Genomic DNA, 22,125 nt, shown 5'->3' with positions numbered 1-22,125 from the left:
AACAGATGCTGGTTTTTTGAATGCATAACGACAAAGATCTCTCCACGTGGCAAACCTTCCGCCGACTCTGGCCGATGATTGCACCTTTTAAAGCAGGTTTAATCGTGGCGGGTATAGCGTTAGTTCTCAACGCAGCCAGCGATACTTTTATGTTATCGCTCCTCAAACCGTTACTGGATGACGGTTTTGGTAAAACGGATCGCTCAGTGTTGCTATGGATGCCTCTGGTGGTGATCGGACTGATGATCTTACGCGGTATCACCAGCTATATTTCCAGTTATTGCATCTCCTGGGTGTCAGGAAAAGTGGTCATGACAATGCGCCGTCGGCTGTTCAGCCACATGATGGGCATGCCGGTGGCCTTCTTTGACAAACAATCGACAGGTACGTTGCTGTCACGTATCACCTATGACTCAGAACAGGTGGCATCCTCTTCCTCCAGCGCACTGATTACCGTTGTGCGTGAAGGTGCGTCAATTATCGGTCTGTTCGTGATGATGTTCTATTACAGCTGGCAGCTGTCGCTGATCCTCATCGTGCTGGCTCCGGTTGTTTCTGTCGCGATCCGCGTCGTCTCAAAGCGTTTTCGCAATATCAGTAAGAATATGCAGAATACGATGGGGCAGGTGACCACCAGCGCTGAACAGATGCTGAAAGGACATAAAGAGGTGTTGATTTTCGGCGGGCAGGAGGTCGAAACAAAACGCTTCGATAAAGTCAGCAACAAAATGCGTCTGCAGGGGATGAAAATGGTCTCGGCCTCTTCAATCTCTGACCCCATTATTCAGCTGATTGCCTCTCTGGCTCTGGCATTCGTCCTCTATGCGGCAAGCTTCCCGAGCGTAATGGAAACGCTGACGGCGGGGACCATCACCGTTGTGTTCTCTTCCATGATTGCGCTGATGCGTCCGCTGAAGTCGCTGACCAACGTTAACGCCCAGTTCCAGCGCGGGATGGCAGCATGCCAGACGCTGTTCAGCATCCTGGATTCCGAGCAAGAGAAAGACGAAGGCACTCGCGTCATTGAGCGCGCAAAGGGCGATGTCGAATTCCGCAACGTGACCTTCACTTACCCTGGCCGTGAAGCTCCAGCATTACGTAACATCAACCTGACCATTCCGGCAGGCAAAACCGTTGCGCTGGTCGGCCGTTCCGGTTCGGGTAAATCGACGATTGCCAGCCTGATTACCCGCTTCTACGACATCGATCAGGGTGAAATTCTGTTAGACGGTTACGACCTGCGGGAATACACCCTGCAGTCGCTGCGTAACCAGGTTGCGCTGGTGTCTCAGAACGTGCATCTGTTCAACGATACTGTTGCGAACAACATTGCCTATGCGCGCACTGAAGAGTACAGCCGCGAGCAGATTGAAGAAGCCGCTCGCATGGCCTATGCCATGGACTTTATTAACAAGATGGACAACGGCCTGGATACCATCATCGGTGAGAATGGGGTTCTGCTCTCCGGTGGTCAACGCCAGCGTATCGCCATCGCCCGTGCACTGCTGCGTAACAGCCCTATTCTGATCCTTGACGAAGCAACCTCTGCTTTGGATACAGAATCTGAACGTGCAATTCAGTCTGCGCTGGATGAACTGCAAAAGAACCGTACATCACTGGTGATTGCGCACCGCCTGTCAACGATTGAACAGGCTGACGAAATCGTTGTTGTGGAGGATGGGGTCATTGTAGAACGCGGTAGCCATACCGATTTACTGGCACAGCGTGGTGTTTACGCTCAGCTCCATAAGATGCAGTTCGGCGAATGATTGCCCGCATCTGGTCCGGTGAGTCCCCGCTGTGGCTGCTGCTTCTGCCGCTCTCCTGGCTGTATGGTCTGGTGAGCGGCATTATCCGTCTGCTTTACCGTCTGGGGCTAAAGCGGGCGTGGCGTGCACCGGTGCCGGTTGTCGTGGTGGGCAACCTCACGGCAGGGGGGAACGGTAAAACCCCTGTGGTCATCTGGCTGGTTGAGCAACTGCAAAAGCGCGGCATCCGCCCCGGCGTGGTGTCGCGAGGTTACGGCGGCAAAGCGGCGTACTATCCACTGCTCCTGACGCCGGACACGACGACCGCCGAGGCGGGGGATGAGCCGGTATTGATTTATCAGCGTACTGGCGCGCCTGTCGCAGTCTCTCCGGTGCGTAGTGATGCTGTTCAGGCGTTGCTTGCCGAACACGACGTGCAAATAATTATTACCGATGACGGTCTGCAGCATTACGCGCTGGCGCGTGATAAAGAGATTGTGGTCATTGATGGCGTCCGCCGTTTTGGCAACGGCTGGTGGCTGCCTGCAGGCCCCATGCGTGAACGCGCTTCGCGCCTGAAGTCCGTGGATGCGGTGATTGTTAACGGCGGTGTGGCACAGCCGGGGGAGATCCCGATGCAACTCCAGCCAGGTATGGCAATTAACCTGTTGACCGGTGAACGACAGGCCGTTTCCCGGCTACCGGCGCTGGTCGCGATGGCAGGTATTGGTCATCCTCCACGTTTCTTCGCAACGCTGGAACAGTGTGGTGCCCGCCTTGAAAAACGTGTTCCGCTGGCCGATCACCAGGCGCTGGTGGCGGAGCAGGTAGACGCGTTGACAACATCCGGTCAGACATTAATCATGACCGAAAAAGATGCGGTGAAATGCCGCGCTTTTGCAAAAGAAAACTGGTGGTATCTGCCGGTTGACGCTGAACTCAGCGGCGAGCAGCCGGAACACTTGCTCCAGGAACTGATTGCGTTGGTGCATTAAGAGCTTACGCGGTTCTGGTGGCGCTTTGACTGACAGGAAAACGCATGTCTTTACCGCAACTCTCGCTTTCAGCCGCACGTAACTTGCACCTTGCCGCGCAAGGACTTCTTAAAAAGCCCCGTCGCCGCGCGCAGCCTGCCGATATCCTCACTACCGTGCAACGCATGTCGTTGTTGCAAATCGACACCATCAACATTGTGGCTCGTAGCCCCTACCTGGTGCTGTTCAGCCGGCTGGGCAATTATCCGCCTCAGTGGCTCGATGATGCGCTCAGCAAGGGAGAGCTGATGGAATACTGGGCACATGAAGCCTGTTTCCTGCCCCGCAGCGATTTTGCCCTGGTTCGCCACCGTATGCTTGCCCCGGAAAAAATGGGCTGGAAATACCGGCAGGCGTGGGTGCACGAGCATGCGGCTGAAATTGAGCAGCTCATTGCCCATATCGCGGAAAAGGGGCCAGTACGTTCCGCGGATTTTGAACATCCGCGAAAAGGGGCAAGCGGCTGGTGGGAATGGAAACCGCACAAGCGTCATCTCGAAGGGTTGTTTACATCAGGCAAGGTAATGGTAGTCGAGCGGCGTAATTTTCAACGGGTGTACGACCTGACGCAGCGGGTGATGCCTCACTGGGACGACGAGCGCGACCTGCTCACACAGGAGGCAGCCGAAGCCGTCATGATTGAAAACAGCGCCCGCAGTCTGGGTATTTTCCGTCCGCAATGGCTGGCCGATTATTACCGTCTCCGACAGCCCACGCTGAAACCGTTGCTGGATAACTGGCAGCGCGAGCAGCGGGTTATCCCGGTCTCTGTAGAGAAGTTGGGCGAAATGTGGCTGCATGCGGATTTACTCCCGCTGCTGCCACAAGCTGAAGCAGGTAAACTTCAGGCAACCCATAGCGCGGTGCTGTCACCTTTTGATCCGGTGGTCTGGGACAGAAAACGGGCCGAGCAGCTGTTTGATTTCAGCTACCGGCTGGAGTGCTACACTCCCGCGCCAAAGCGCCAGTACGGTTACTTTGTTTTGCCCCTGCTGCACAAGGGACAACTGGTAGGGCGCATGGATGCCAAAATGCACCGTAAAACCGGCACGCTAGAGGTCATTGCGCTGTATCTGGAAGAGGGCGTCAGGATAACCGCGACCCTGGAAAAAGGGTTAACATCCGCCATCAATGATTTCGCCTGCTGGCAGAAGGCCTGCGAAGTGACGCTGGGCCGCGTGCCTGACGGACTCTTTACATCCTGTCGAAGTGGCTGGGAAACAGGCACGCCCTGAAAAGGGAATGTGATAAGCTTTAGCGATTACCCATACGGAGGAACTATGGATCACCGTTTACTTGAAATTATTGCCTGCCCGGTGTGCAACGGCAAACTCTACTATAGCCAGGACAAACAAGAGCTGATTTGCAAACCGGACAGCCTGGCTTTCCCGCTGCGTGACGGTATTCCGGTACTGCTGGAAAACGAAGCCCGTTCCCTGGTGGCTGAAGAGAGCAAACCATGAGCTTTGTCGTCATTATTCCTGCCCGTTACGCCTCAACGCGTCTGCCGGGTAAGCCGCTGGTAGATATCAACGGCAAGCCAATGATTGTGCATGTCCTTGAACGCGCCCGTGAGTCCGGCGCTGACCGTATTATCGTGGCCACCGATCATCCTGATGTTGCGCGTGCGGTTGAAGCCGCAGGCGGGGAAGTATGCATGACCCGTGCCGATCACCAGTCTGGTACTGAACGTCTGGCTGAAGTGGTTGAGAAATGCGCGTTCAGCGACGATACGGTAATCGTTAACGTGCAGGGCGACGAACCGATGATCCCGGCGGCGATTATTCGTCAGGTGGCGGAAAACCTGGCGCAGCGTCAGGTTGGCATGGCAACTCTCGCGGTACCTATCGACCACGCGGAAGAAGCGTTCAACCCGAACGCGGTGAAGGTTGTGACGGATGCGGAGGGCTATGCGCTCTATTTCTCCCGTGCCACCATCCCGTGGGATCGTGATCGCTTTGCGGTGTCCAGAGAGACCATTGGCGATACCTTCCTGCGCCATATTGGCATCTACGGCTATCGCGCTGGCTTTATTCGCCGGTATGTAACCTGGACACCGAGTCCGCTGGAGCATATTGAAATGCTGGAACAGCTTCGTGTGCTCTGGTACGGCGAAAAGATCCACGTTGCCGTCGCCGAAGAGGTGCCTGGTACAGGCGTAGACACCCCAGAAGATCTTGAGCGCGTTCGCGCTGAATTGCGTTAATCCTTGCGGCATCCCTCTTTTGGGAGGGATGCACTCCGCCGTTTATTTTCTCTTATCTTTTCCATAATTGATCTCCGCAGGGTGACATCTGCGTCCTGCGCGCTCATTATAAAAGCAGTAGTCTTAATGGGGGTAATCTCATATGGAACAGCTGCGTGCCGAACTGAGTCACCTGCTTGGCGAGAAGTTAAGCCGGGTGGAATGTGTAAGCGAAAAGGCAGATACCGCGCTCTGGTCGTTGTACGACAGTCAGGGAAACCCAATGCCGCTGATGGCCCGAAGCTTTACCTCGCCGGGTGTGGCCAGGCAGCTCGCCTGGAAAATTTCAATGCTCGCGCGGCAAGGAACCGTGCGTATGCCGACGGTTTACGGAGTGATGACGCATGAAGAGCACCCCGGTCCGGATGTTCTGCTGATTGAGCGTTTACGCGGAGTATCCGTTGAAGCCCCGGCGCGTACACCGGAGCGCTGGGAACAGCTGAAAGACCAGATTGTGGAGGCTCTGCTGGCCTGGCACCGGCAGGATAGCCGTGGCCTTGTGGGACCCGTCGACAGCACTCAGGAAAATCTCTGGCCGCTGTGGTATCGCCAGCGGGTGGAGGTGCTGTGGGGAACGCTTAATCAGTTCAACAACACCGGCTTGACCATGCAGGATAAACGTATCCTGTTCCGCACCCGGGAGTGTTTACCGGCGCTATTTGAGGGCTTTAACGACAACTGCGTGTTGATACACGGTAATTTTACCCTGCGTAGCATGCTTAAAGATTCTCGTAGCGATCAGCTTCTGGCGATGCTGGGGCCAGGGGTCATGCTCTGGGCTCCACGCGAGTATGACTTGTTCAGGCTCAGCGACAGCGCGGCCGCTGAAGGCTTGCTGTGGCACTATCTGCAGCGCGCGCCCGTTGCGGAGGCGTTTCTCTGGCGGCGCTGGCTTTATTTATTGTGGGATGAAGTGGCGCAGCTGGTGAATACCGGACGTTTCAACCGCGCCAACTTTAACCTTGCGACAAAATCACTCCTGCCCTGGCTCGCCTGAGGAGCCTTTCAGCCACTGCCAGATGCGTCCCAGCGTCTCATAGCCGACGCGATCGCTATGCATCAACCACATCGGGGACGGGATCACCCGTTCCCATGGGTTGAGCGGGGCGTTAATGGCCATCTGGTTCGCCGGCGCGGGAAGCGGGTGCAGTCCTTGTTTTTCGAAGAAAATCATTGCCCTTGGCAGATGCGAAGCAGACGTCACCAGTAAGAACGGAACATCGCCAATAGCCTGTTTCACCGCGGCGGCTTCTTCTTCGGTATCTTTCGGACTGTCCAGCGTGATAATAGCGGAGCGCGGCACGCCGAGGGATTCCGCCACCCTGGCGCCGGCTTCAGCCGTGCTGACCGGGTTGGTTTTGGCTGGCGCGCCGGTGAAGATCATTTTTGATCCCGGATTAGCCAGCCACAGGCGAATACCTTCGTTCAGGCGCGGCAGGCTGTTGTTGATCAGGTTAGAGCTGGGGGCCCAGTTTGGATCCCAGGTATACCCGCCGCCCAGCACCACGATGTACTCCACTTTCTGGTTTCCCTGCCAGGTCGGGTAGGTGTTTTCGATGGGACGTAACAGTTTGTCTGCGACGGGTTGCAGGCTCAGCAGCAGCAGTACCAGCCAGCCGAAGGTGATCAGCGTTTTGCCACTTTTCTGAAAGCGACTAAACCACACCAGCCCCAGCCCCAGCGCGATGATGAGCAGCAGTAGCGGAAGGGGAAGCATCATGCCTCCAATGTATTTCTTCAGGGTAAAAAGCATCCTTTTTGGTTCCTTTTTTAACCATATAGCAGGCGAATACCCGTGATATTACACCAGAGAGGTTCATTCTCCGCGCGGGTGTGACAAAATAGCGGTTTTGCAGTTAGCGAGTGGAACTCTCCCAATGCGGGATCGCAATTTTGATGACATCGCGGAAAAGTTTTCGCGCAACATATACGGCACCACAAAAGGGCAGTTACGTCAGACGATCCTCTGGCAGGATCTGGACACCATTCTGGCCACGTATGGCGGTCAAACGTTGCGCGTGCTTGACGCCGGAGGCGGTGAAGGGCAGACGGCCATAAAAATGGCTGAGCGCGGTCATCACGTCACACTTTGCGATCTTTCTGCTGAGATGGTTGCGCGTGCCACGCGTGCAGCAGAGGAGAAAGGTGTGAGCGACAACATGCATTTTGTACAATGCGCCGCTCAGGACATCGCACAGCATTTGGAAACCCAGGTTGATCTGATATTGTTTCATGCGGTGCTGGAATGGGTAGCCGATCCGTTAAGCGTGTTACAAACCCTGTGGTCGATGCTACGCCCGGGCGGTACGCTGTCGCTGATGTTCTACAATGCTAACGGCTTCCTGATGCACAACATGGTTGCGGGCAACTTCGACTATGTTCAGGTCGGAATGCCGAAAAAGAAAAAGCGCACGCTTTCCCCGGACTATCCGCGCGATCCCCAGCAGGTTTACGGCTGGCTGGAAGAGATTGGCTGGCAGATAACCGGGAAGACGGGCGTCAGGGTGTTTCATGATTATCTGCGTGAAAAACACAAACAGCGTGACTGTTTTGACACCTTAACAGAATTAGAAACGCGGTATTGCCGTCAGGAACCGTTTATCAGTCTTGGCCGCTATATTCACGTCACCGCGCACAAGCCGCAGATGCAAGGATAACCTATGAGTGAATTTTCCCAGACAGTCCCCGAACTGGTTGCCTGGGCCAGGAAAAATGATTTCTCCATCTCGCTGCCGGTAGACAGACTCTCTTTCCTGCTGGCGGTTGCCACGCTGAACGGAGAACGGCTCGATGGCGAAATGAGCGAGGGTGAACTGGTGGATGCGTTCCGCCATGTGAGTGATGCGTTTGAGCAAACCAGCGAAACCATTAGCGTGCGTGCCAACAACGCAATCAACGATATGGTGCGTCAACGTCTGCTGAACCGCTTTACCAGCGAGCAGGCGGAAGGTAACGCCATCTATCGACTGACGCCACTGGGCATCGGCATTACCGATTACTACATCCGCCAGCGTGAATTTTCCACGCTGCGTCTTTCCATGCAGCTCTCGATTGTGGCGGGTGAACTCAAGCGTGCAGCCGATGCTGCGGATGAAAACGGTGATGAATTCCACTGGCACCGCAACGTCTACGCGCCGCTGAAATATTCGGTGGCGGAGATTTTTGACAGTATCGATCTGACCCAACGTCTGATGGACGAACAGCAGCAGCAGGTGAAAGATGATATCGCGCAACTGCTGAATAAAGACTGGCGTGCGGCCATCTCCAGCTGTGAACTGCTGCTGTCGGAAACCTCCGGCACGCTGCGTGAACTGCAGGATACGCTGGAGGCCGCAGGCGATAAGCTCCAGGCCAACCTGCTGCGCATTCAGGATGCGACCATGGCACATGACGATCTGCATTTTATCGACCGTCTGGTCTTTGATTTGCAGAGCAAGCTCGATCGCATCATTAGCTGGGGCCAGCAATCGATTGACCTGTGGATCGGTTACGATCGTCACGTACATAAATTTATCCGTACCGCCATCGATATGGATAAAAACCGCGTCTTTGCTCAGCGTCTGCGTCAGTCTGTTCAAACCTACTTCGATGCGCCGTGGGCGCTAACCTACGCCAATGCCGATCGTCTGCTTGATATGCGTGACGAAGAGATGGCGTTGCGTGATGAAGAGGTAACCGGTGAGCTGCCGCCGGATCTGGAATACGAAGAATTCAACGAAATTCGTGAGCAACTTGCGGCCATGATCGAAGAACAGCTCGCTGTCTACAAAACCAGACAGGTACCGCTGGATCTTGGTCTCGTGGTGCGCGACTATCTGGCGCAATATCCTCGCGCGCGCCACTTCGACGTTGCCCGCATTGTGGTAGATCAGGCGGTTCGCCTGGGTATCGCGCAAGCAGATTTCACCGGACTGCCGCCGAAGTGGCAGCCGATTAACGATTACGGAGCCAAGGTACAGGCGCATGTCATTGACAAATATTGAACAAGTGATGCCATTAAAGCTGGCACAGGCGCTGGCGAATCCGTTATTTCCGGCGCTGGACAGCCAGCTGCGTGCCGGTCGTCATATTGGCCTCGACGAGCTGGATAATCACGCCTTTTTGATGGACTTCCAGGAGTATCTGGAAGAGTTTTACGCACGCTATAACGTTGAGCTTATCCGCGCGCCGGAAGGTTTCTTCTACCTGCGTCCGCGTTCCACCACGCTTATTCCGCGCTCCGTGCTTTCCGAGCTGGATATGATGGTCGGCAAAATTCTGTGCTACCTCTACCTCAGCCCGGAACGTCTGGCAAATGAAGGGATCTTCACCCAGCAGGAGCTTTACGATGAGCTGTTGACGCTGGCCGACGAAAGCAAGCTGCTGAAGCTTGTGAACAACCGTTCAACAGGGTCGGATCTCGATCGTCAGAAATTGCAGGAAAAAGTTCGCTCTTCTCTGAACCGTCTGCGTCGTCTGGGGATGGTCTGGTTTATGGGCCACGACAGCAGCAAATTCCGCATTACGGAATCTGTTTTCCGCTTCGGTGCCGACGTGCGTGCGGGCGACGACGCGCGTGAAGCGCAGCTTCGCATGATCCGCGACGGTGAGGCGATGCCGGTGGAAAACCATTTGCAGCTCAATGACGAGCCTGAAGACAATCAGCCGGATAGCGGGGAGGAAGAGTAATGATTGAACGCGGTAAATTTCGCTCACTAACGCTGATTAACTGGAACGGTTTCTTTGCCCGAACCTTTGATCTTGATGAGCTGGTGACAACGCTCTCCGGCGGTAACGGTGCGGGTAAATCCACCACCATGGCGGCCTTTGTGACGGCGCTGATCCCTGATTTGACGCTGCTGCACTTCCGTAATACCACCGAAGCGGGGGCGACAAGCGGCTCCCGCGATAAAGGCCTGCACGGTAAGCTCAAAGCTGGCGTCTGTTATTCGGTGCTGGATGTGATCAACTCCCGTCACCAGCGTGTGGTGGTGGGCGTGCGTCTGCAGCAGGTCGCCGGTCGCGATCGAAAAGTGGATATCAAACCGTTCGCGATTCAGGGGCTGCCAACCTCAATGCAGCCAACGGCGCTGCTGACGGAAACGCTCAATGAGCGCCAGGCGCGCGTACTGACGCTGCAGGAGCTGAAAGACAAGCTCGAAGCTATCGAAGGCGTGCAGTTCAAGCAGTTCAACTCAATTACCGATTACCACTCCCTGATGTTCGATCTGGGCGTGGTGGCGCGTCGTCTGCGTACCGCATCCGACCGCAGCAAATATTACCGTCTGATTGAAGCCTCCCTGTACGGCGGGATCTCCAGCGCCATTACCCGCTCCCTGCGCGACTACCTGTTGCCGGAAAACAGCGGCGTGCGTAAGGCCTTCCAGGACATGGAAGCCGCGCTGCGTGAAAACCGCATGACGCTGGAAGCGATTCGCGTTACCCAGTCTGACCGCGATCTGTTTAAACACCTGATCAGTGAAGCCACCAACTATGTGGCGGCGGATTATATGCGTCACGCCAACGAGCGCCGCGTGCATCTCGATCAGGCATTAGAGTACCGCCGCGAGCTGTTCACCTCCCGTAAACAGCTGGTGGCCGAGCAGTATAAGCACGTTGAAATGGCCCGTGAACTGGGCGAACACAACGGGGCTGAAGGCGATCTGGAAGCCGATTATCAGGCCGCCAGCGATCACCTGAACTTGGTTCAGACCGCGCTGCGCCAGCAGGAAAAAATCGAGCGCTACGAAGCCGATCTCGATGAACTGCAAATTCGTCTCGAAGAGCAAAACGAAGTGGTGGCCGAAGCCGCCGACATGCAGGAAGAGAACGAAGCGCGTGCCGAAGCCGCCGAACTGGAAGTGGATGAGCTGAAAAGCCAGCTCGCCGATTACCAGCAGGCGCTGGACGTACAGCAGACGCGAGCGATTCAGTACAACCAGGCCCTGCAGGCATTGCAGCGTGCGAAAGAGCTATGCCATCTGCCTGACCTGACGCCGGACAGCGCCGATGAATGGCTGGACACCTTCCAGGCGAAAGAGCAGGAAGCCACGGAAAAACTGCTCTCCCTGGAACAGAAAATGAGCGTCGCGCAGACCGCGCACAGCCAGTTTGAACAAGCTTATCAGCTGGTGGTGGCGATTAACGGCCCGCTGGCGCGAAACGAAGCGTGGGACGTAGCCCGCGAGTTGCTGCGCGACGGCGTCAACCAGCGTCATCTGGCCGAACAGGTGCAACCGCTGCGTATGCGTCTGAACGAGCTGGAACAACGTCTGCGCGAGCAGCAGGAGGCCGAGCGTCTGCTGGCCGAGTTCTGTAAGCGTCAGGGTAAACATTACGATATTGACGATCTTGAGGCTCTGCACCAGGAGCTAGAAGCCCGTATCGCCGCCCTTTCCGATACGGTATCCAGCGCCAGCGAACAGCGGATGACGCTGCGTCAGGAGCTGGAGCAGCTTCAGTCCCGCTCGCAGACGCTGTTGCAACGCGCACCCGTCTGGCTGGCGGCGCAAAGCAGCCTGAACCAGCTCAGCGAACAGTGCGGCGAAACGTTCGAATCCAGCCAGGAAGTGACCGAATATCTGCAACAGCTGCTTGAGCGCGAGCGCGAGGCGATTGTTGAGCGTGATGAAGTTGGCGCGCGCAAGCGCGAGGTTGACGAAGAGATTGAACGCTTAAGCCAGCCGGGCGGTGCGGAAGATGCACGCCTGAATACGCTGGCGGAGCGTTTCGGTGGCGTACTGCTGTCAGAAATTTATGATGACGTGGGTCTGGACGATGCGCCGTACTTCTCCGCGCTGTATGGCCCGTCGCGTAACGCGATTGTGGTGCCGGATCTGTCTCTGATTGCCGAACAGCTCGAAGGGCTGGAAGATTGCCCGGAAGATCTCTATCTGATCGAAGGGGATCCGCAGTCGTTCGATGACAGCGTGTTCAGCGTTGACGAGCTGGAAAAAGCGGTAGTGGTGAAAATCGCTGACCGTCAGTGGCGTTACTCGCGCTTCCCGGAACTTCCTCTGTTTGGCCGCGCCGCGCGTGAAAGCCGTATTGAGAGCCTGCACGCTGAGCGTGAAACACTGTCTGAACGTTTTGCGACGTTGTCGTTTGACGTGCAGAAAACCCAGCGCCTGCATCAGGCATTTAGCCGCTTTATCGGTAGCCATCTGGGAGTGGCCTTTGAGGCTGACCCGGAAGCGGAAATTCGCAAGCTCAACACCCGCCGTGGCGAGCTTGAGCGCGCAATTGCCAGCCATGAAAATGACAACCAGCAGAGCCGCGTTCAGTTTGAACAGGCGAAAGAGGGCGTTGCTGCCCTGAACCGCATTCTGCCGCGTCTGAATCTGCTGGCGGACGATACGCTGGCTGACCGTGTGGATGAAATCCAGGAACGTCTGGATGAAGCGCAGGAGGCTGCGCGCTTCGTGCAGCAACACGGTAATCAGCTGGCGAAGCTGGAGCCGGTCGTTTCGGTGCTTCAGAGCGATCCAGAGCAGTTTGAGCAGCTAAAAGAAGATTATGCCTGGTCCCAGCAGGTGCAGCGTGAAGCACGCCAGCAGGCGTTTGCCCTGACGGAAGTGGTGCAGCGTCGCGCTCACTTCGGCTACTCTGACTCGGCGGAAATGCTGAGCGGTAACAGCGATCTGAACGAGAAATTACGCCAGCGCCTTGAGCAGGCTGAAGCGGAACGTACGCGTGCCCGTGAAGCGATGCGTAGCCACGCGGCCCAGTTGAACCAGTACAACCAGGTTCTGGCCTCGCTAAAAAGCTCCTTTGATACCAAGAAAGAGCTGTTAAACGATCTGCAAAAAGAGCTGCAGGACATCGGCGTCCGTGCCGACAGCGGGGCAGAAGAGCGGGCGCGTGTTCGTCGTGATGAGCTGCATGCCCAGCTGAGCAATAACCGTGCGCGTCGTAATCAGCTGGAAAAAGCGCTGACCTTCTGTGAAGCGGAGATGGATAACCTGACCCGCCGCCTGCGCAAGCTGGAGCGCGACTATCACGAAATGCGCGAGCAGGTGGTAACTGCGAAGGCAGGCTGGTGCGCGGTGATGCGCATGGTGAAAGATAATAATGTTGAACGCCGTCTGCATCGTCGTGAACTGGCGTACCTCTCTGCTGATGAACTGCGATCGATGTCGGATAAGGCGTTGGGTGCGCTGCGTCTGGCGGTGGCCGATAACGAACATCTGCGCGATGTGCTGCGTATGTCTGAAGATCCGAAGCGTCCTGAGCGTAAAATTCAGTTCTTCGTGGCTGTATACCAGCATCTGCGTGAGCGTATTCGTCAGGACATCATCCGTACCGACGATCCGGTCGAAGCCATTGAACAGATGGAAATTGAACTGGGGCGCCTGACGGAAGAACTGACCTCCCGTGAACAGAAGCTGGCTATCAGCTCCCGTAGCGTGGCGAACATCATCCGCAAGACCATTCAGCGCGAGCAGAACCGTATTCGCCAGCTGAACCAGGGTCTGCAGAGCGTATCGTTTGGTCAGGTGAACAGCGTACGTCTGAATGTAAACGTCCGTGAAGCGCACGCTACGCTGCTGGATGTGCTCTCTGAGCAGCATGAACAGCATCAGGATCTGTTTAACAGCAACCGTCTGACCTTCTCTGAAGCGCTGGCGAAGCTGTATCAGCGTCTGAATCCGCAGATTGATATGGGGCAACGTACGCCGCAAACCATCGGTGAAGAGCTGCTGGATTACCGTAACTACCTGGAAATGGAAGTTGAGGTTAACCGTGGCTCAGATGGCTGGTTGCGTGCTGAATCGGGTGCGCTGTCTACCGGTGAAGCTATCGGTACCGGGATGTCGATTCTGGTGATGGTCGTGCAGAGCTGGGAAGATGAAGCGCGTCGTCTGCGCGGCAAGGATATTTCCCCATGCCGTCTGCTGTTCCTTGATGAAGCAGCGCGTCTGGACGCCCGTTCCATCGCCACGCTGTTTGAGCTCTGCGAACGTCTGGATATGCAGCTCATCATTGCGGCACCGGAAAACATCAGTCCGGAAAAAGGCACCACCTATAAACTGGTGCGTAAAGTGTTCCAGAACAGCGAGCACGTTCACGTTGTAGGCCTGCGTGGCTTTGCTCCGCAGCCGCCGGAGTCATTACCGGGAACGGCAGACGCCTCCTGAGGTGTGTTGTTACAAAGCGCGGCGCACTAGCGCCGCTTTTTTTTACGCTTAACTTATGCTTACGGCTGCGTTATCTTTAAACTTCTTTACATAAGGTAAGGCAACTGCGTTTGTGCCTTCCTATAATGAATAAAAGCCCCAGTGTGATGGGCATGTCGTGAGAAAACAGGGGGCAAGGGATGTTGCTAAAGAAAAATCGTGGTCATCAGCTGTCAGCGTTGAGTTTGTGTCTGGCGGTGATGTTTGCTCCACTGTTAAGCGCTCAGGCCGATGAGCCTGAAGTTGTACCGTCAGACAGTTCCGCGACGATGGGTGCGCAGCCGACGTCGCTGTCACAACCGCTGGATCAATCTCCGGCAACGGCCATTTTAGCGGGTATCAGACCGCTACCCGAAGGTATAGACACCGGCGCGCTCCGCCAGCAGCTTCTTACCGGGCTTCCTGCAGGATACACGCCTGCTTACATTAACCAGCTTACGCTGCTTTATGCCGCGCGTGATATGAAGCCTATGTGGGAAAACCGGGACGCCGTGCGCGCTTTTCAGCAGCAACTGGCGGAAGTCGCCATTGCAGGTTTTCAGCCGCAATTCACCACCTGGGTTGAACTCTTGACCGATCCAGGCGTTACCGGTCAGGCGCGTGATGTGGTGCTGTCTGATGCCATGATGGGCTACCTCCAGTTCGTGGCGGGCATCCCGGTCAATGGCAACCGCTGGTTATACAGTCAAAAACCGTACAAGCTGGCGACGCCGGCGCTGTCGGTCATTAACCAATGGCAACTGGCGCTGGATAACGGTGACCTGCCGCGCTTTATCGCAAGCCTGGCACCGGCCCATCCGCAGTATGCCACCATGCATCAGTCGCTGCTTGAGCTGGTTGCGGATTCCCGCCCGTGGCCTCAGGTGCGTGGCACAACCACGCTTCGTCCGGGACAGTGGAGCAGCGATGTCCCGGCGATCCGCGAAATTATGAAACGCTCCGGCATTCTCGAAAGCGGTCCTAAGATTGCGCTGCCCGGCGACGATACGCAAAGCGCGGTCGTCAGCCCGTCAGCCCCGGTAAAAGAGAAAAAGGCCGTTGCACAGAGCAACAAACCCGTCGCCTACGATCGCGAACTGGTCGCGGCGGTTAAGCAGTTCCAGGCCGCGCAGGGGCTGGGCGCAGACGGGGTGATCGGTCCATCCACCCGCGACTGGCTGAACGTCTCGCCTGCCCAGCGTGCTGGGGTGCTGGCGCTGAATATCCAGCGTTTACGTCTGCTGCCGGGAACACTGTCGACCGGGATTATGGTGAATATTCCAGCGTATTCGCTGGTTTATTATCAGAACGGTAGCGAAGTGCTGGTGTCGCGCGTGATTGTCGGACGTCCTGACCGTAAAACGCCGATGATGAGCAGTGCCCTGAATAACGTGGTGGTAAACCCGCCGTGGAACGTGCCACCGACGCTGGCGCGCAAGGATATTCTGCCTAAGGTCTGGAACGATCCTGGCTATCTGGAGCGTCATAACTATACGGTGATCCGCGGCTGGAACAGCAAAGAGACGATCGATCCGTGGATGGTTGACTGGTCAACAATTACGCCGTCGAACCTGCCATTCCGTTTCCAGCAGGCACCGGGTGCGCATAACTCGCTGGGGCGCTATAAATTCAACATGCCAAGTTCGGACGCTATCTATCTGCATGATACGCCGAACCATAACCTGTTCCAGAAAGATGCCCGCGCGCTCAGCTCAGGCTGCGTTCGTGTGAATAAGGCATCGGAACTGGCGAATATGCTGTTGCAGGATGCGGGCTGGAACGACACGCGGATCTCCGATGCCCTCAAGCAGGGGGACACCCGTTACGTTAACATTCGACACAATATACCGGTCAATCTTTACTATCTGACGGCGTTTGTTGGTGAAGATGGACGTACCCAGTATCGTACAGATATTTACAATTATGATCTCACGGCGCGATCCGGCGCACAAATTTTGCCAAAAGCTGAACAATTAATCAGGTAAATGAAGCAGTTCGGGAAAATAGGTTGTCGTAAGTTAGGGCAAATACGTGGCGATATGGCTGGAAGCCGCGTATTTGCTGGGGTTGGGTGCCTTGACGTCGTCGGCTTTGCCAGTTAAGGTGCCCTTCGTGCGCTAAGCATATTACGATTTCTTTGACCTGTAGACCTGATTATCATGGACAAATTTGACGCTAATCGCCGCAAACTGCTGGCGTTAGGTGGCGTTGCGCTCGGCGCAGCGGCCATCCTGCCGACGCCAGCATTTGCCACCCTCTCGACACCTCGTCCGCGTATTTTAACGCTCAACAATCTGCATACTGGTGAGTCGCTAAAAGCGGAGTTCTTCGATGGCAGAGGCTATATTCAGGATGAATTAGCAAGACTTAACCATTTTTTCCGTGATTTCCGCGCGAATAAAGTAAAAGCCATCGACCCAGGATTATTTGACCAGTTGTTCCGCCTTCAGGGCCTGCTGGGTACCAGCAAGCCGGTGCAACTCATTTCGGGTTATCGTTCCATTGATACCAATAATGAATTGCGCGCCCGCAGCCGTGGGGTAGCGAAAAAAAGCTATCACACCAGGGGACAGGCAATGGATTTCCATATTGAAGGCGTTTCGTTAGCCAATATTCGCAAAGCTGCGTTATCTATGCGCGCAGGTGGTGTAGGATATTACCCAAGTAGTAACTTTGTGCATATTGATACCGGTCCAGTTCGGCACTGGTAATAACGAAACACAGGAGCAGTATGAACTATCGTATTATTCCGGTTACGGCGTTCTCCCAGAATTGTTCATTGATCTGGTGTGAGCAAACCAAACTGGCCGCGCTTGTCGATCCCGGCGGTGACGCTGAGAAGATCAAACAGGAAGTTGCAGAAAGCGGTGTGACGCTGATGCAGATTTTACTGACGCATGGTCACCTTGACCATGTCGGCGCAGCGGCGGAGCTGGCACAGCACTATGGAGTGCCGGTGATCGGTCCGGAAAAAGAAGATGAGTTCTGGCTGCAGGGTTTGCCAGCCCAAAGCCGCATGTTTGGCCTCGATGAGTGTCAGCCATTGACGCCCGATCGCTGGTTAAACGAAGGAGAGCGTGTGAACGTAGGGAATGTGACTTTACAGGTGTTGCATTGTCCTGGGCATACGCCAGGCCATATTGTCTTCTTTGATGACCAGTCCCGTCTGCTGATTTCCGGCGATGTGATTTTCAAAGGTGGCGTAGGGCGCAGCGATTTTCCGCGTGGCGACCACGGACAGCTGATCCAGTCGATTAAACAGAAGTTATTGCCACTGGGTGATGACGTGACGTTTATCCCTGGACACGGCCCGATGTCGACGCTGGGCTACGAGCGGGTGCATAACCCCTTCCTTCAGGATGAAATGCCTGTCTGGTAAATCCGGATAATAAAAAAAAGCCTGCATCGTGCAGGCTTTTTTGTGGGCGCTAATTACATTACAGTACGGCGACAATCGCTTCACACAGTGGCGCCATGTTGTCAGGCGTCATACCTGCAACGTTCACGCGGCCAGAGGCCACGGCGTACACGCCAAACTCTTCACGCAGACGCAGAACCTGTTCTTTGGTCAGGCCACTGAAAGAGAACATACCGTTCTGCTTAGTAATAAAGCTGAAATCACGGTCTGCACCTTTCTCTGCCAGGGTGTTCACAAACAGCAGGCGCATGCGCTGAATACGCTGACGCATATCGTTGAGCTCTTGCTCCCAAATCGCGCGGAGCGCATCGTTGCTCAGGATGGTGGCAACGACAGAGGCACCGTGCGCTGGTGGGTTAGAGTAGTTAGCGCGGATAACTGATTTCATCTGGCTGAACGCACGATCGGCAGTCTCTTCGTTTGCTGCGACCAGCGTGCAGGCACCAACACGCTCATTGTACAGGCCAAAGTTCTTGGAGTAGGAGCTAGCAACGATCAGCTCCTGATGGACGGCTGCGAAAGCGCGCAGACCTTCAGCATCTTCTTCCAGACCACGGGCGAAGCCCTGGTAAGCGAAGTCAAACAGTGGCAGCCAGCCTTTTTCGACAGACAGTTTCGCCAGCTGTTCCCACTGTTCAAGCGTCGGATCAATGCCGGTTGGGTTGTGGCAGCAGCCGTGGAACAGTACCACGTCGCCCGCCTGGGCTTCACTCAGGCTCGCCAGCAGACCGTCGAAGTCCAGAGCGTGATTTGCGGCGTCGTAGTAGGCATATTCGCGCACTTCCAGACCCGCAGAGTTAAAGACGCTCTTATGGTTCGGCCAGCTTGGGTTGCTGACCCATACGCGCTTAACAGCGGTATTTTTTGCAAGGAAATCCGCCGCCACGCGCAGTGCGCCGGTACCGCCAGGCGTTTGTGCTGTGCGCGCGCGTTTGTCGCTCACAATTGTACTACCTTTACCGAACAGCAGCTCCTGTGTGCAACGACCAAACTCAGGGATACCATCAATACCGAGGTAGTTCTTGGTGGTTTCATTTTCCAGCAGATACTGCTCAGCTTTTTTTACGCTGGTCAGTACCGGGGTTTTGCCGGTTTCATCTTTATATACACCAATACCCAGGTTGATTTTGCCTGGGCGGTCGTCGGCACGAAACAGATCGGCCAGGCCCAGAATAGGGTCGGCAGGAGCGGCGGTAATGTTCTCAAACATGACGAAGTTCCATTGTGATTACAGAAGTGAAATCCGCTATCAGGTTAACGGTAGATTTACAAAATGCCAACCGTTTGCGACGAAAAGCGTGCGGCTTTTCAAAAGTCGCCATTATTTTCTGTCAGGCATAAAAAAACAGGGCCGAAGCCCTGTTCATTAAGCATATAACAAAGTGGTGTACTGATTAGAACTGGTAAACCAGACCTACAGCAACGGTATCATCGTTGTTGATGCCCAGCTTGTTGTCGTCTTTCAGCTGGTTGATCTGGTAGTCAACATAGGTGGACATGTTTTTGTTGAAGTAGTAAGTCGCGCCGATGTCGATGTAGTTGATGTAGTCTTCGTCACCGATGCCTTCTACGTCTTTCGCTTTAGATTTGTAGTAAGCGATGGATGGACGCAGACCGAAGTCGAACTGATACTGAGCTACAACAGAGAAGTCCTGAGTTTTGTTAGCGAAACCATTGTCCAGACGAGCCGCGTTACGCATCTCACCGTACAGTGCTGCCAGGTAGATGTTATTCGCGTCATATTTCAGACCGGTTGCCCACTGCTCAGCTTTATCGCCTTTACCCCATTGCAGATTCTGCTGGGCATTGGTGCGGTCAGCCGCGCCGTAAGCACCGACGATACCGAAGCCATCGAAATCATAGCTCAGAGAGGTTGCCCAGCCGTCACCGTTGGAACGCAACGCATCGGTACGCTCATTTTTGCCCAGGTACTGAACGCCAAAGTTCAGACCATCAACCAGGCCGAAGAAGCCGCTGTTACGGTAAGTCGCCAGACCACCGGTACGACCAGAGAAGAAGTTATCGCTCACGCCGGTGTCACCACCGAACTCAGGCAGCATATCGGTGATACCGATTGCATCATAAACCAGGCCATAGTTACGACCGTAGTCGAAGGAACCTGCGTCACCAAATTTCAGGCCTGCGAATGCCAGACGGGTTTTGTTACCTGACTGAGCATCAGCGCCTTCAGAGTTGTTACCCTGGAAGTTATATTCCCACTGACCATAGCCGGTCAGCTGGTCGTTGATTTTGGTTTCGCCTTTGAAGCCCAGACGAGCATAAGTTTTGTCGCCATCGTTGCCGTCATTATCAGAGAAGTAATGCAGGCCAACTGCTTTCCCGTACAGATCCAGTTTGTTGCCGTCTTTGTTATAGATTTCTGCAGCGTTAGCTGCACCGGCTACCAGCAGGGCAGGGATTACCACTGCCAGAATATTGCGCTTCATCATTATTTATTACCCTCATTGGTTTTTTTATGACACTCGCCACTGCCGCCAATAAATTCCGTCAATAAATATTTCCGGAACTATTGATGAGAGTTTGGTGTCTTTATGTATCTGTCAGGCATCTTTCCATTCATAGAACCGTTTCGCTAGCCTGAAAGTGCTACAGTTTTCAAGATTGAGTAACAAAAAGAAATTATATGTAACTAAATGTGTATTTTTCGGAACTTTGTGAACCACCTCAAATTTCAGAAAGACCTGGCGAATTAAACGGCAGGCAGATTCCTATATATATGAATTCCTTATAATTAATTTAGATAAAGGCAATTCGTATACGCGCACCTTCAACGACTCATTTTTTCTTATGACCCAAAAAGGACTTCTGGATGGCTGTGATTTTGGTTGAAATTTGTGCTATTGATTGAGGATTAAATAATCGCAATAAGAATAGGGTTTATTTTTTGTTCGTAGATATTTCGTGGAAACAAAACGTAACAACTAGTGGTTGTGACGGGGTTAAAGTTGAAAGGTGCTTACTTTACGCTGACGAAAATTGACAGAGCAGAATAAAATAATGGCCAGCAAATGCTGGCCATTATGATTTTGGTTACTTAGAAGCTGGCATTACGCGGCGTACGTGGGAACGGAATAACGTCACGTACGTTCTGAACACCTGTGACGTAGGCGATCAGACGTTCGAAGCCCAGACCAAAGCCTGAGTGTGGCACAGTACCGTAACGGCGCAGATCGCGATACCAGCTGTAATCCGCCGGATTGAGCCCCATCTCTTGCATGCGCGCATCCAGCACATCCAGACGCTCTTCACGCTGGGAACCACCGATAATTTCACCAATGCCCGGCGCCAGTACGTCCATTGCGGCAACGGTTTTACCGTCTTCGTTAAGGCGCATATAGAACGCCTTAATGTCTTTCGGGTAGTTTTTCACAACAACCGGTGCTTTGAAGTGCTTCTCAGCCAGGTAACGCTCATGCTCGGAAGAGAGATCCACGCCCCAATAAACCGGGTTCTCAAACTTCTCACCGCATTTCTCGAGAATAGCGACCGCATCGGTGTAATCCACCTGGGCAAAGTCGGAGGAAACAAAGCGCTCCAGACGTGCAATCGCTTCGTTATCGACACGCTCAGCGAAGAATTTCATATCATCAGCACGTTCTTCCAGTACCGCTTTGAAGACGTACTTGAGCATGGCTTCCGCCAGGCCAGCGACATCGTTCAGATCTGCGAAAGCCACTTCAGGCTCCAGCATCCAGAATTCAGCCAGGTGACGGCTGGTGTTGGAGTTTTCCGCACGGAAGGTTGGGCCGAAGGTATAGATTTTAGACAGCGCACAGGCGTAGGTTTCGCCGTTGAGCTGGCCGGATACCGTCAGGAAGGCTTCTTTACCAAAGAAGTCTTTGTCAAAGTCCACTTTACCTTCCGGCGTGCGCGGCAGGTTTTCCAGATCCAGCGTAGAAACGCGGAACATCTCGCCAGCGCCTTCGGTATCGGAGGCGGTGATCAGCGGGGTAGATACCCAGAAATAACCCTGCTCATCGAAGAAGCGATGCAGTGCCTGCGCCAGCGTGTGGCGGACACGGGCCACCGCACCAATCAGGTTAGTGCGTGGACGCAGGTGAGCCACTTCACGCAGATATTCGATGCTGTGACGTTTTGCGGCCATCGGGTAGGTATCAGGATCTTCAACCCAGCCGGTTACTTCAACGGCAGTGGCCTGAATTTCGAAACTCTGACCCTGGCCCGGTGATGCGACAACCACGCCGGTAACAATTACGGAACAACCGGTTGTCAGGTGCAGAACGTCATCATTGTAATTGGGCAGAGAATTATTAATGACGGCCTGTACAGGATCAAAGCAGGAACCGTCATAGACGGCAAGGAAGGAGATGCCAGCTTTAGAATCTCGGCGGGTACGCACCCATCCGCGCACGGTGACTTCTAGGTCTTCGGCGACACGGCCCTGGAGTACGTCGGCTACAGGCACAACGCTCATAATATTCTCTCTGTTAATAGTCGGAAAAAATAAACACTTGTCCACCCAAATGGGGGGATATCTATGTTACCTGCCATCCGCTATCAGACA

General features: G+C 54.6%; 17 protein-coding genes. 13 read left to right on the top strand and 4 right to left on the bottom strand.

All coding sequences use genetic code 11. The features are described 5' to 3' along the window. Positions 1-20: 20 nt before the first annotated feature. The 6 genes from msbA to EQV24_RS08315 all read left to right on the top strand — a co-directional run bounded on the left by msbA (position 21) and on the right by EQV24_RS08315 (position 6,024). Entirely contained in the window at positions 21-1,769 is a 1,749-nt protein-coding gene (msbA, locus tag EQV24_RS08340; protein WP_045902753.1) for a lipid A ABC transporter ATP-binding protein/permease MsbA, read from the top strand. Continuing rightward, positions 1,766-2,743, top strand: coding sequence for a tetraacyldisaccharide 4'-kinase (lpxK, locus tag EQV24_RS08335; RefSeq protein ID WP_045902754.1), 978 nt, complete (start codon positions 1,766-1,768; stop codon positions 2,741-2,743). Before msbA ends, lpxK begins: the two co-directional genes overlap by 4 nt. Before the next feature lie 44 nt (positions 2,744-2,787). Beyond that, entirely contained in the window at positions 2,788-4,017 is a 1,230-nt protein-coding gene (locus tag EQV24_RS08330; protein WP_130626443.1) for a winged helix-turn-helix domain-containing protein, read from the top strand. Between the two features lie 45 nt (positions 4,018-4,062). Continuing rightward, the gene (gene ycaR / locus EQV24_RS08325; protein ID WP_013097300.1) at positions 4,063-4,245 is read left to right on the top strand and encodes a protein YcaR; all 183 of its coding nucleotides are present in this window, start codon (positions 4,063-4,065) and stop codon (positions 4,243-4,245) included. Further along, the gene (gene kdsB, locus EQV24_RS08320; RefSeq protein WP_130626442.1) at positions 4,242-4,988 is read left to right on the top strand and encodes a 3-deoxy-manno-octulosonate cytidylyltransferase; all 747 of its coding nucleotides are present in this window, start codon (positions 4,242-4,244) and stop codon (positions 4,986-4,988) included. Before ycaR ends, kdsB begins: the two co-directional genes overlap by 4 nt. A 142-nt stretch (positions 4,989-5,130) precedes the next feature. Beyond that, a complete protein-coding gene (locus tag EQV24_RS08315) occupies positions 5,131-6,024 on the top strand; it encodes a YcbJ family phosphotransferase (RefSeq protein ID WP_130626441.1) in 894 nt (297 codons plus the stop codon). On the opposite strand, the gene elyC is transcribed toward EQV24_RS08315, so the two are convergent. Then, entirely contained in the window at positions 6,001-6,780 is a 780-nt protein-coding gene (elyC, locus tag EQV24_RS08310) for an envelope biogenesis factor ElyC (RefSeq protein ID WP_013097297.1), read from the bottom strand. The two genes, EQV24_RS08315 and elyC, sit on opposite strands and share 24 nt — an antisense overlap. 124 nt (positions 6,781-6,904) lie before the next feature. Here elyC and cmoM point away from each other — a divergent pair, with 124 nt between their 5' ends. From cmoM to EQV24_RS08275, 7 genes are all read left to right on the top strand, one after another. Further along, the gene (gene cmoM, locus EQV24_RS08305; RefSeq protein WP_013097296.1) at positions 6,905-7,684 is read left to right on the top strand and encodes a tRNA uridine 5-oxyacetic acid(34) methyltransferase CmoM; all 780 of its coding nucleotides are present in this window, start codon (positions 6,905-6,907) and stop codon (positions 7,682-7,684) included. A 3-nt stretch (positions 7,685-7,687) separates the two neighbouring features. Further along, on the top strand, positions 7,688-9,010 hold the full coding sequence (gene mukF / locus EQV24_RS08300) for a chromosome partition protein MukF (protein ID WP_013097295.1): 1,323 nt from the start codon (positions 7,688-7,690) through the stop codon (positions 9,008-9,010). After that, the gene (gene mukE / locus EQV24_RS08295; RefSeq protein WP_013097294.1) at positions 8,991-9,695 is read left to right on the top strand and encodes a chromosome partition protein MukE; all 705 of its coding nucleotides are present in this window, start codon (positions 8,991-8,993) and stop codon (positions 9,693-9,695) included. The genes mukF and mukE overlap by 20 nt, the downstream gene beginning before the upstream one ends. Continuing rightward, positions 9,695-14,143 carry a chromosome partition protein MukB gene (gene mukB / locus EQV24_RS08290; RefSeq protein WP_130626440.1) on the top strand — a complete coding sequence of 1,483 codons (4,449 nt, stop codon included), beginning with the start codon at positions 9,695-9,697 and terminating at the stop codon, positions 14,141-14,143. The genes mukE and mukB overlap by 1 nt, the downstream gene beginning before the upstream one ends. Positions 14,144-14,322: 179 nt before the next feature. Further along, a complete protein-coding gene (ldtD, locus tag EQV24_RS08285) occupies positions 14,323-16,146 on the top strand; it encodes a L,D-transpeptidase (protein ID WP_130626439.1) in 1,824 nt (607 codons plus the stop codon). Between the two features lie 174 nt (positions 16,147-16,320). Then, complete coding sequence (locus EQV24_RS08280; RefSeq protein ID WP_013097290.1) at positions 16,321-16,872, top strand: YcbK family protein; 552 nt, start codon at positions 16,321-16,323, stop codon at positions 16,870-16,872. A 20-nt stretch (positions 16,873-16,892) separates the two neighbouring features. After that, entirely contained in the window at positions 16,893-17,540 is a 648-nt protein-coding gene (locus EQV24_RS08275) for an MBL fold metallo-hydrolase (protein ID WP_013097289.1), read from the top strand. Between the two features lie 58 nt (positions 17,541-17,598). Here the strand turns inward: EQV24_RS08275 and EQV24_RS08270 are convergent, their stop codons facing one another. The 3 genes from EQV24_RS08270 to asnS all read right to left on the bottom strand — a co-directional run bounded on the left by EQV24_RS08270 (position 17,599) and on the right by asnS (position 22,035). Next, entirely contained in the window at positions 17,599-18,789 is a 1,191-nt protein-coding gene (locus EQV24_RS08270; protein WP_029882979.1) for an amino acid aminotransferase, read from the bottom strand. 184 nt (positions 18,790-18,973) lie between these two features. Further along, complete coding sequence (ompF, locus tag EQV24_RS08265) at positions 18,974-20,029, bottom strand: porin OmpF (protein WP_274621681.1); 1,056 nt, start codon at positions 20,027-20,029, stop codon at positions 18,974-18,976. 605 nt (positions 20,030-20,634) lie between these two features. Next, positions 20,635-22,035: an asparagine--tRNA ligase gene (gene asnS, locus EQV24_RS08260; RefSeq protein WP_029882977.1), complete on the bottom strand. Its 1,401-nt coding sequence runs from the start codon at positions 22,033-22,035 to the stop codon at positions 20,635-20,637. Between the last annotated feature and the right edge of the window lie 90 nt (positions 22,036-22,125).

The organism is Enterobacter sp. A8 (assembly GCF_004296595.1).
GTDB classification, from domain to species: Bacteria; Pseudomonadota; Gammaproteobacteria; order Enterobacterales; family Enterobacteriaceae; genus Enterobacter; species Enterobacter cloacae.
This window is presented reverse-complemented; position numbering and strand designations above follow the sequence as displayed.

What these genes read in the sequence shown, in the direction of transcription:
- msbA (WP_045902753.1), top strand. Translation starts at nt 21, where the DNA reads ATGCATAACGACAAAGATCTCTCCACGTGGCAAACCTTCCGCCGACTC.
- lpxK (WP_045902754.1), top strand. Translation starts at nt 1,766, where the DNA reads ATGATTGCCCGCATCTGGTCCGGTGAGTCCCCGCTGTGGCTGCTGCTT.
- EQV24_RS08330 (WP_130626443.1), top strand. Translation starts at nt 2,788, where the DNA reads ATGTCTTTACCGCAACTCTCGCTTTCAGCCGCACGTAACTTGCACCTT.
- ycaR (WP_013097300.1), top strand. Translation starts at nt 4,063, where the DNA reads ATGGATCACCGTTTACTTGAAATTATTGCCTGCCCGGTGTGCAACGGC.
- kdsB (WP_130626442.1), top strand. Translation starts at nt 4,242, where the DNA reads ATGAGCTTTGTCGTCATTATTCCTGCCCGTTACGCCTCAACGCGTCTG.
- EQV24_RS08315 (WP_130626441.1), top strand. Translation starts at nt 5,131, where the DNA reads ATGGAACAGCTGCGTGCCGAACTGAGTCACCTGCTTGGCGAGAAGTTA.
- elyC (WP_013097297.1), bottom strand. Translation starts at nt 6,780, where the DNA reads ATGCTTTTTACCCTGAAGAAATACATTGGAGGCATGATGCTTCCCCTT.
- cmoM (WP_013097296.1), top strand. Translation starts at nt 6,905, where the DNA reads ATGCGGGATCGCAATTTTGATGACATCGCGGAAAAGTTTTCGCGCAAC.
- mukF (WP_013097295.1), top strand. Translation starts at nt 7,688, where the DNA reads ATGAGTGAATTTTCCCAGACAGTCCCCGAACTGGTTGCCTGGGCCAGG.
- mukE (WP_013097294.1), top strand. Translation starts at nt 8,991, where the DNA reads ATGTCATTGACAAATATTGAACAAGTGATGCCATTAAAGCTGGCACAG.
- mukB (WP_130626440.1), top strand. Translation starts at nt 9,695, where the DNA reads ATGATTGAACGCGGTAAATTTCGCTCACTAACGCTGATTAACTGGAAC.
- ldtD (WP_130626439.1), top strand. Translation starts at nt 14,323, where the DNA reads ATGTTGCTAAAGAAAAATCGTGGTCATCAGCTGTCAGCGTTGAGTTTG.
- EQV24_RS08280 (WP_013097290.1), top strand. Translation starts at nt 16,321, where the DNA reads ATGGACAAATTTGACGCTAATCGCCGCAAACTGCTGGCGTTAGGTGGC.
- EQV24_RS08275 (WP_013097289.1), top strand. Translation starts at nt 16,893, where the DNA reads ATGAACTATCGTATTATTCCGGTTACGGCGTTCTCCCAGAATTGTTCA.
- EQV24_RS08270 (WP_029882979.1), bottom strand. Translation starts at nt 18,789, where the DNA reads ATGTTTGAGAACATTACCGCCGCTCCTGCCGACCCTATTCTGGGCCTG.
- ompF (WP_274621681.1), bottom strand. Translation starts at nt 20,029, where the DNA reads ATGATGAAGCGCAATATTCTGGCAGTGGTAATCCCTGCCCTGCTGGTA.
- asnS (WP_029882977.1), bottom strand. Translation starts at nt 22,035, where the DNA reads ATGAGCGTTGTGCCTGTAGCCGACGTACTCCAGGGCCGTGTCGCCGAA.